The sequence below is a fragment of the Kribbella sp. NPDC002412 genome (genome assembly GCF_053592935.1).
The window spans coordinates 36396-46187 of the sequence record NZ_JBSFBL010000059.1 but is presented as its reverse complement, the minus strand read 5'-3'; the positions used below and the strand labels follow the sequence as shown (position 1 = coordinate 46187).

The 9792-nt window shown below is 72.2% G+C and carries 5 protein-coding genes; all 5 read right to left on the bottom strand.

Annotated elements, in window-relative coordinates; genetic code table 11:
• Positions 1–120 precede the first annotated feature (120 nt).
• From ACWCOV_RS34470 to ACWCOV_RS34450, 5 genes are read right to left on the bottom strand one after another with little or no spacing between them, the layout of a single operon-like run.
• Positions 121–3372, bottom strand: a complete 3252-nt coding sequence (locus tag ACWCOV_RS34470) for a hypothetical protein (protein WP_449833548.1) — start codon at positions 3370–3372, stop codon at positions 121–123.
• Positions 3373–3395: 23 nt separating this feature from the next.
• Entirely contained in the window at positions 3396–4667 is a 1272-nt protein-coding gene (locus ACWCOV_RS34465) for a hypothetical protein (protein ID WP_449833547.1), read from the bottom strand.
• Positions 4668–4695: 28 nt separating this feature from the next.
• A complete protein-coding gene (locus ACWCOV_RS34460) occupies positions 4696–6132 on the bottom strand; it encodes a hypothetical protein (protein ID WP_449833546.1) in 1437 nt (478 codons plus the stop codon).
• 1 nt (position 6133) lies between these two features.
• Entirely contained in the window at positions 6134–8077 is a 1944-nt protein-coding gene (locus tag ACWCOV_RS34455) for an ATP-binding protein (protein WP_449833545.1), read from the bottom strand.
• Entirely contained in the window at positions 8070–9791 is a 1722-nt protein-coding gene (locus ACWCOV_RS34450; protein ID WP_449833544.1) for a hypothetical protein, read from the bottom strand. Before ACWCOV_RS34450 ends, ACWCOV_RS34455 begins: the two co-directional genes overlap by 8 nt.
• Between the last annotated feature and the right edge of the window lies 1 nt (position 9792).

The window sequence follows — 9792 nt, the reverse complement described above, 5'->3', positions numbered from 1 at the left end:
GACGGAAGCAGCTTCACGGACGACGTGGAGCCGCGCACGCTGCTGGTGCATTACCAGCGCCGCCAGGGCGATGTGAGCTCCGTCAGCGGTGCTTTCCGCGGATTGCCGTGTTCGGCGGGGTCAGTTGACGACATCGTCGATGGTGATCACTGCGGTGACGCCGCAGGGTGGGATCTGGATGTGAGGTTGCAGGCGGTCCTTGAGTTCGAGGTCGAGGGCGGCGAGGGCGGTTTTGGCGCGGGCGAGGCGGGCGTCGACCGAGTCGGTGCCGTCGCCGAGGTCCTGCGGGAACAGCACCGTCGTGGTCAACGACGCGGATCCCTTCCACCATGTGCGGACGTCGGTGGTGTTGTCCAAGGCATCGTCGGTGAACTTCGCCGTGACGCTGTCTACCGGGATGTCCAGGCGGTTCATGAGGTCTTCGAGTGGGACACCCGGATCTGCCTGCAGTGACCGCAACGCCTTGATGAGCCGGGCCGTGTTCGAGCGCTCCACGCGCAGCAGGCGGACGCAGGCGGTCTTGGGATCGGTGGGTGTCACACTCGGTAGTACGCCGGCAGTCAGCAGTACACCGTCGACGCCGATCGCGGTGAACTCGGGCGGGACGGTGGACAGGAACCTCACCGCTGCCTGGTCGGTCGTGACGAGCCCGGCCAGCGCGGTTCGCACGGCGTTGATCCGGGCCCCGGCGACGAGTTGGCCCTCGCCGCCGCCGGCGGCGACGACGAAGCCGAGGCTCGGTGGTCGCGGGGTCGACTGCCACGCGATCCGCAGCGCCGGTACCGACGAGACGATCTCGGCCGAGTTCTCGGTGAAGACAACGTCGATGACGGGAACGAAGCCCTGGTCGACGACCGGTTCACCGTTGGTGAGCCGATCCAGGATCACGTTCAACTGGTCCTGCGAGCCGACGTTCGCGTTGTACAGCCGCAGATTGCGTACGGCGGGAGGCGGGACCTGGTCGCCTTGGCACGTGATGACCGACCGCCGGTGGAAGAGCACCCAGTCGCGGGTCGCCTTGACAGGGGCGACCGCGGGTCCGATCCCGCCGTACAGCAGCGCGCGGGCGCTGACGGCGAACGCCGGATCACGTCCCGCGGAGGCCAGCGCGGCGGCCAGGAGATCGATCGCGGTGTCGGCCTGGGTCCGGGTCGGGGATCCCGGCGTCGCGGCGCCGGCGGTGTCGGTGAGCTCGAGCGTGCCGATCGGCGTCACCGAGGGCCCGCCGGCCGCGAGGCCCGGCCCGGCCGCTGAGAGTACGCCGGAGCCCAACAGCCCGGAGCTTGCGAGCCGGTCGAAGATCCGGGCGAACACACCGCGCACCCCGGACGTCCACTCCGGTGTCTTCGCGTCGGCCGGCGCGACCACGAGCGGCAGGACCGGCGGCGCCGGCTGACCGGGGACGGGGGTGGCCAGCAGCAGGATCGCGCTCAACACGGCCTGGATCGTCCGCGGTACGCCGCCGCTCGTTGCTGCAAGCAACAGTCCGGACCGGTCCTGGAGGAAGCCGACCTGGAGCTGGTCGGCCCCGTTGTCGTCGACACCGAAGAGCCAGTAGACCGTCAGGGACCGGATCGGAATCACATCCGATCGCGGAGTGCCGTCGTCGACGATGAACCGGTCCGTGAAACCGTCGAGGATCGTGGTCAGCTGTACGGTCGGCGCGCCATTGGCCTCGCCGGTCACCCGCTCGACGACGCGCAACTCGCCGCTGATCCGGGCATCGAGGACCGAGACGTCGTCCACGGCCGCCGCATACGTCAGCCGCGCCCGTGCGTCGGTCGTGTCGCCGGGCCGCAGCGTGTCCACCCGGGCGGACGTGATGATCTGGGCCCAGACGGAGATCGGGCGGTCCGTGCCGGCCGCTCGATCGTCCGGAGTGATCATCGCGCGGATCGCGGCGTCGACGGCGGCCACCCGGCGCTGGCGCAGGGTCTGCCCGCGGGCGAAGCGCGTCAGCGGGTCCGGCATCCTTGCCGCGGGCAACTGGCCGGTGCCGGCCGCACACCAGGTCCAGCCCAGGCCGCTGCCGTCCCGCGCCATCGTCGCCACCGAGATCGCCGATCCACTCTGACCGTCGCGGGTCGCCGGCAGCGTCCGCGCCGTACCGACGAGGGCGCTCGCCTCGACCTGGGCCGGTTCCAGCTCGCCGTCGGGGACGAGGATGTCCACCGTTTCCTTGGCGCTGGGATCGTCCAGGCCCTGCGTCAGGCTGATCCGGTCGCGGTGCCGTGCCTGGTCCACCAGCCCGGGGACGACGTCCGAACGACCGACGCACAGCCGGAGGTCCACCCCGGGCCCGAACCGGGTCCGGAGCTGAGCTTCGACGTCACCGGCCGGGTCGACCTGCAGGTACCCGGCAGGTGGCAGCTCCACGATCCCGGCGTCGAGCAACGTGCTGCCGGTCACCGTCGACGTGGCGGCGAGGGGCAGGTCGGTCAGCTGGCACTGGAACTGCGAGAGCTGTGCACTGGCAGTGCTGACAGGACGCATCGCGATGCGCTGCTGCCAGTAGCGCCGCGGCGTCGTCTCGTGCAGCTCCCGGCGTGCGGTCCAGTCGTCGACCCATCGGGTCACGGTCCCCTCGCGGTGCAGTACGGCGAGCGCCACCTCCTCACCGCCGACCGCATCCGCGCCCTGGCACCACACCGGAAGGTGCAGTCCGGGCCCGGACACGATCGAGGAGATGGCCTGGCGTTCGGCTGCGAACCAGGCAGCTGCTACCCGCGAGCGGAGGTGTGCGGCCGTCATCGCCACCGTGACCGGACTGGGCAGTGACAACGTCAAGGGGTGCAGCCGGAAGATCACTCCTTCGACGAGTTGCGACCGGTCCGTCTCGGTGGCACACGCGTCAGCGCAGAGCTGACCGAACCGCTCCTCCTCGCCGCACAGGCTTTCGATCGCGGCCGCCGTGAGCACCCACAAAGTCGTCGCCGGCAGCACCGGCACCTCGTTACCGAGGTCCTGGGGTGCGCACGGGCCGAACGCGGTGCGTCCCGTCGAGGTGTCCGAAGGGTCGAGCGCGCCCTGGGCCCGGGCGATCAGCGTCGCGGTGGGTAGCTCGACCTGCCGGGTGAGCAGTACGACGCGGCCGGACGGCGCCAGCGCGAGCCCGGCCTCCACCCGAAGCCGGTCGCCGGTCCCGAGCGCGACCTCGAGACCGTGCACCACGCCCGTGCCGTTGCCTTGCGCAACAAGGCTGGCCAGCGACCGCTCGTAGGCCTGGTCCGCGCGGAAGCCGTCGGCGCGCAGGAACCGGCCGTCGAAGTACCAGGTACGCGTGAGTGGGCCGGCCGGGTCGACGACGGTGATGCCCTCCTGGGCAAACCCCTGGTCGAGGACGGTGGGGTTCTGCGAGTTCTGCACGGTCATGGTCGGTCTCCTCCCGGTGGTGGTCACGCGGTGCGGATCATCAGTGCGGCGTCGCGGCCGCCGTTGAGTGGCTGGTCGTCCGCGCCGAGGAGTGGTCGCGGCCCGGCGCCCTCGACGATCACCCGGACCGGCCGGGACCGGACGGCGGATCCGAGCGTCACCGTCACGCTGCTGCCCGCTGCCTGCGCGCCGGAAACCTGGACGGTCTCCCAGCCACCCGGCCGGAGCGTGGTGACCGTGAACGCCTCAGGTCGCACGGTGGCGGGTTTCAGCTCGCTGCTGAACCGAAGCGTCAGTGTTCGCCCGGACAGGGTGGAGCTGTCCTCGTCCAGGCGTGGCCCCGGTACGTCGTCGGAGGCGCCGAGCCGCCCGGAGATCCGGGCGTCCTGTCCGGCCGGCGGTACGAGCAGATTCTGGAGCAGCCCGGTCGGTGCGACGGCCGGGCGGGTCAGGTTGTCGATCTTGGTCGGATCGGTGCCGTCCTCGACGACGTGCCAGCCGGTTCCCTGCGGGGACAGGTGAACCTTGAGGTCTGCCAGTGGAACGCAGGCCGGCTCCGGTGCGGGCCACCAGTCGCCGACGGCCGACGGCCGGCGGTCGATGGCGTCGGCGGCCAGCACCGCGCGCAGTTTCCGCCGCGAGAGGGCGAGCCGGTCCGCGGGGTCGGCGGCCGCGATGTCGGCCAGCGCTTCGATCACGAGCGGATCGACGACCTCCGCCAGCCCGAGCAACTGGTGGACCCTGGGGTAGAAGCCGGGCGGCGTCGTACCTGGCTCGGGGCGTGGACGCAGGACCGGAAGGCCCTGTTCGACCGCGCGCGAGTACGCCGTGTCGGTCGACGCGCCCTCGCAGCTGTCGGCGATCGCGGGCACGGGCCGGTCGAGGCAGCGCTGCGAGCAGAGCGCCAGCTCGAGCTCGAAGATGACACCACCGGCGCCGTCGTCGGTGACCTCGAGGTCGTCCGGCCGGTTGGCGTCGTACCAGAGGCCGAGGTCGACGCAGAGCGTGTCGGCGACGTACAGCTCCCGGCCGCGCTGGTCGACCGCCAGACCTGCCCGCACCGCGAGCTCGTTGCTCCCTGCCCGAAGTTCGGTCTGGAGCCCCCAGACCGTGCCGTAGCCGTGCAGCCAGGCCGTGTGCAGCCAGGTCTTGCCTCGGTGGTAACCCTGATCGGTGTCCAGATCGGCGACGCCCAGAAGCATGCCGAAGTGGTAGCGGTTGGAGATGAACGGGTTGACCGGCAACGTCACGTCCTCGCAGGTGGGCGTTGTCAGGATCAGATCGGGACTGGCCACGGTGCACTCCTCGGCGGCTTCGCGGGTGTCAGAGCTGGTCGGCCGTCCGGCCGGAAGGACCGTCGCCGCGGGCGTACTGGGTGGTGCGGTCGTCGGAGAGTTCGCCGAGTGCCCGGGCGCGGGCACGCCGGTCACCGGTCTCGAGACTCGCCACCTGCAGCCGGCGCAGCTGGACGTCGGCGTCGTCGAGGGCATCGGCGTACGCGTCCTGTGTGGTGTCGAGCGCGGTGAGCAGCGCGTCCCGGCTGGGTTGGGAGGCGAGCCGGTCGAGGACGTCGCCCGCGGCCTCGAAGGACGTCAGCGCGGCCCAGAGTTCGTCGGGGACCTCCACCTCCCACGCGTCCAGCGCGTCGCGGGCGGCCTGGCCGTACTTCGTCCGCGCGTCCTCGAGAGCCTGTTGCGGCGCCGGCGCGTCCAGGGCCGCCTGCGCGGCGATCACGTCGGCGTCCGCCTCCGGGTCGGAGTCGGGATCGTCGATCCGGGCGTTGAGTACGGCGTCGTCCAGGGCCTGCCGCAGGATCGCGATCTCCGCGACCGCATCCGCGAGTTCCTGCTCGGACTCGGCCGCGGCGATCGCCTCCGCCCGCCCGGCCGGGTCGAGGGCTGCCGCCTGCGCGGGGGTCAGGTCGGGGGTGGCGGCGACCGCTTCGAGTCGGGCCCGGACCCCGGCCAGCTCGGACGCGGCCGACGCGACGTAGCCGGTGAGCGCGGCGAGCGCCGTACGGAACGCGTCGCCGGTGGTGGTGACGGCGCTGATCGGCGTGAGCTCGCCGAGGACGCGGTTCTCCGCGGTCTCGGCGGTGGCGAGGAATTCGGCCGCCTCGGCGGCGAGCGCGGTGGACTCGGCGTACCGCTGCCGGGCGCGGGTCAGCAGGGCATCGGGGATCAGCGCGGCCAGCCGGTCTCGCGCACCGGTGAACATGGGACTCGACCGGAGCGCTGTGGCGTCCTCGACGATGGTGTCGAGTGGTTGCCGCAGCAAGGCGTCCCGCGCCGTGCGGACCGCGGACTGGTCGGCGGTGCCTTGGGCAACGGCGGTGATAGCCGACGCGACGCGGGCGCCGGCGGCGTCCATCACCTCGCCGAGGGTGCGGACGAGGGCGGTGCCGATCAGTTGGCGTTCGCGGCCCTGCCTGAGGCTGACCCGGACGGTCGCCTGACGCAGCATCGATGCGCGGAGCTCCGCCTGGTACGTCGCGGTGTCCGCCGGGCTGGTGACCGCGGCGAGGGCCGAGCGGATCGACGCCTGCGTGGCGAGTTCCGCCGCGAGGGCGGCCCGGGCGAGCTCGACGTGCTGGTGCGCACCGACCGAACCGGCCCACTGGTCCGGCGTGAGGCTCGACGGGTCTGCCACTCGCCGGTCGAGTTCCGTGCGAGCGGAGACCAGCGCGGTCGCGGCTTCCGCGGCCGCCGCCTGGTTCAAGGCGAGCTGGGCTTCCGCTCGGGTCTTCAGGTCCTGTGCCATCTCAGCCTCGCATCCGCTGTCGGGTTCCGGCGACTCGCCGGGGTGTGCCGGGGAACGAGCGGCCGGCCTTCTCGTACTCGTGCCGGACGGCCCGCACCAACGCGGCCTGGTCGATCGGGTGACGGGCGGCCGCGGCCGCGAAGGCTGCCGCCAGTACGGCGTTCCGGATCAGCGCGCCGGTGACCTCGTACAGGGCAGCGAGCGCCGGCAGGTCGACGTCGCCGGCGAGCGGCGCGGCCGGTGGCAGGTGCCGTTGCCAGAGCAGCAGCCGCTGGTCCCGGTCAGGCTCGTCGAACTCCACGATCACGTCCAGCCGGCGGACGAACGCGTCGTCGATCGCGGACCGCAGGTTCGTTGCCAGCAGCACCAGTCCGTCGAACCTGTCCATCCGCGACAGCACGTACGCCGTCTGCAGGTTGGCCCACCGCGACTGCGCGTCGGAGATCTCGGTCCGCCGGCCGAAGACCGCGTCCGCCTCGTCGAAGAAGAGGACCGCCCGGGCCTGCCGGGCCGCGTCGAACACCGCGCCGAGGTTCTTCTCGGTCTCGCCCAGCCACTTGCTCATCAGCGCACCGAGGTCGACGGCCATCAGGTCCAGGCCGAGGTCTGCCGCGATCACCCGCGCGGCCAGCGACTTCCCGGTGCCGGGCGGTCCGGTCAGCAGCGCCCGGACGCCCTGACCGCCGTGCACCGTCGCGCCGAGCCCCCAGTCGTGCAGCACCGTCGCCTGCCCGGCCACCCGGCCGGTGATTGCCTGCAGCAACGACTCTTGGGACGGGGTCAGCACCAGGTCACGCCAGCTCGCCCGGGGTTTCTCCAGCCGGACGCTGAACGGAAGCTCCGCGTCGATCCGCTGCCGGAGCCCGGCCAGCACACGAGCTGCTTCCGGAACAGCGGACCGGGTGCCCAGACGAGCATCGGCCACGGCTCGCCGAGCGCTCAGCCAGTCGGCCCGCACCAGACCCGCCAGGCTTCTGGCCGCTCCGTTCGAACCCGGAAGCAACGTCTCCCACAGGGCGAGCGATTCCGCGACTCCGGGGGAGGGGAGCTGGGCGGTGACGAGTGGACGTGCGTCGTGTGGTGCGCGCTCACCGGCGGCCGGGCAGACGATCACCGGTCCCGGGTGCTGCGCCAGTGGCGCGGTGCCGGTGCCGCCGAACACCAGCGGGATCGCGTCGTGGACGACAGCGTGCAAGGACCACAGTTGGGCCCGTCGCGGGTCGAGCGGACCGTCGGTCACGTCGATCGGTACGACGTCGCGCCCTGCCTGCCTCGCGAGTCGGCCGATGAGGCCGGCGCGTTCGGGCGCGGGCCTGTCCTCGGAGCCGGTGACCGCGACCAGGACCGGTCGGCGACGACTGCCGGACAGTACGTCGGTGAGCCTTGCGACAACCGCGGGGTCGATGGGCACGGTGCCAGGCGTCGGGTCGAGCTCCACGTGGTCCGGCCAGGTGTCGATACCGCGCAGCGCGCTCCACAAGCCGGTCGGAAGGAACAGGCCGCGGTCCGGGAGGGGCTCGGCCGGATCGCCGGTGACGAGTCCGGAGGTTCTGAGCACACCGCCGTCCAGTTCGGCGCGCAGATGATGCCTGCCGACGGAGTCGAGACCGAGGACGTCGGCGATGGCGGCGGGCGTGACGTACGGAAGCCGGGCGGGGTGGGTGAGGCGGGCCCAGCGGGTGAGGCGTTCGTGTTCGTCGGGCAGCCCGCTGAGGATCAGCAGATCGACCGCGAACGGGGTCAGGCTCAAGGCCTCGACGAGACGCGTGAGCCGGTCGCCGGGGTATCGGGTATGGCCCTGCTTCGTCCGGCGGCTCTCCGCGAGCAGCGCGTCGGCAAGGGTCTCGAGATCGGTGCGCAGGTCGTCGTCCGAGCAGCGCGCGGCGATCTTGGCGGTCAAGGCGCCGGCCCTGGCCGTCAGCAGGTCGCGGACCAGGTCAGACATAGCGCCACCTCAGGACGGCGCCACGCCACCAGAGCCAGCCGGGATCCAGGTCCAGCCCGGCGCGGCGGACCCGCAGGTCGACGTCGGCGTGTGACAGTTCGGCCTCGATCCATCCCGGCGAGATCGCGACACCGGCTCGCCGCCTCCAGAGCCAGTCCAGGTCGTCGTCGGCCGGGGCGAGCCGGAGTCTCGCGACTGCCCAGCGGCGGATGCGGTCCTCGACCAGGGCGTCGAGTTCGTCGTCGGGTGGGGTGGGCTGTTCGGCCGGATCGATGCCGGTGAGGGCGAGGACCGCGGGATCCGTCGGCGCGACGCCGGCCAGACGTCCGCACAGACGGGCGAGGACGTCGGGCAGGTCGTTCACCACTATGTCCGTGACCACTGGATCGACTGCGAGGGCCAGGAACAGCAGGCCGCCGTACTCGGTGAGCTGCGGCTCGAGGCTCCGGGGCCGAGCGGGCTCCACCTCGGCCGGCGGGCCTGTCCCCAGAGCCTCGGCAACCGCGCCTGCGGTCGCGTCTCGGCTGTGGTGTGGCGCGGCAGTGGCGAGTGCCAGGCGGGCGAGCGATTGTCGCTGAGACTGCGGCAGGTCGGCAACCGCTTGCGCGTGCGTGGCCAGGGCGTGGCCGACGGGCGAGCCGAGTGCGGCGTGGACAATGGGGCTGTCGGCAACAAACGGGGCCGTTGGTGCGGCCGGCGTGACGGATCCTTGGGATCTGGTCCAGGTCACGGCGAGGGCTACCCACTGTTTCGGTGTCAGGGGCAACGATGCGTCGACCCGGGCGAGAACCGCCGGGAGCAGGTCCGGGGCGGAGGTCAGGACACGCGCGATCACTTCGGCGCGAGCCGCCGCGGACCGGGGGAGGGTGCCGGAGTACAGACCGCATTGGGCCCATGCCCATGCCCGGTCAAGATCCAACGCCCGCCCGCCGCCCCGTCCCGGCCCGGCGCCCCCGGCCCACTCGACGTCCGAGAGCCGCCCGGCTTCCGAGGCCCGCTCGACGTCCCAGGCTCGCGCGTCGTCCAACGCTCGCTCTGGGTCCCACCGCCGGCCCGGATCCGCGTTCCGCGCCCGATCCGCGCCCGGCCCGAGACCCGAGCCCTCCCCAAGACCCCAGCCCCGTCCGAGGCCTTCGCCCTGCCCACGCCCCGAACCCTGCTCAGGATCTGCGTGCTGCGCGAGACCCGAGCCCCGCCCAGAACCCGCGCCCTGCCCGATGCCCGCGTCCTGCGCGAGGCCCGTGCGTTCTGCCCTGTCCACATCCAGCGCCCGGTGCAGGTCCTCCGGGCCGAGGCGGTCCGCGGGCATCTCGGCGGAACCGGACAGGCCGAGCACCAAGTCCGTGATCGCGTCGATGTGAGTCTCGTAGATCACTACCTCACCATCCGCACTGACCAGGACGCCTTCGCGAAGACGCTGCATGGCTGACTCCGAGACGTCGCGGACAGCTTGACCGGCAGCGGCCAGCCAGGCGTGCCGGATCCCGGCTGTCCCGGTCGCCCGTGACACGCGAAGACGAAGCTCGACGGACAGCCGGCGGACGCAGATGTGCTCGGCCGGACCGAAGAACTCCGTCACCCTGCCGAGCTCCGCGACCAGCAATCCGTCCGGCGCGCTGAGCTCCCTCCGCAGCGCACGATCGACCGCCCGCGCCGTGGCGATCCGGTCCGCACGGCACCGCAGCCGGATCACGTCGATCTGCGCCCGATTCATC

What these genes read in the sequence shown, in the direction of transcription:
- ACWCOV_RS34450 (WP_449833544.1), bottom strand. Translation starts at nt 9,791, where the DNA reads ATGAATCGGGCGCAGATCGACGTGATCCGGCTGCGGTGCCGTGCGGAC.
- ACWCOV_RS34470 (WP_449833548.1), bottom strand. Translation starts at nt 3,372, where the DNA reads ATGACCGTGCAGAACTCGCAGAACCCCACCGTCCTCGACCAGGGGTTT.
- ACWCOV_RS34455 (WP_449833545.1), bottom strand. Translation starts at nt 8,077, where the DNA reads ATGTCTGACCTGGTCCGCGACCTGCTGACGGCCAGGGCCGGCGCCTTG.
- ACWCOV_RS34460 (WP_449833546.1), bottom strand. Translation starts at nt 6,132, where the DNA reads ATGGCACAGGACCTGAAGACCCGAGCGGAAGCCCAGCTCGCCTTGAAC.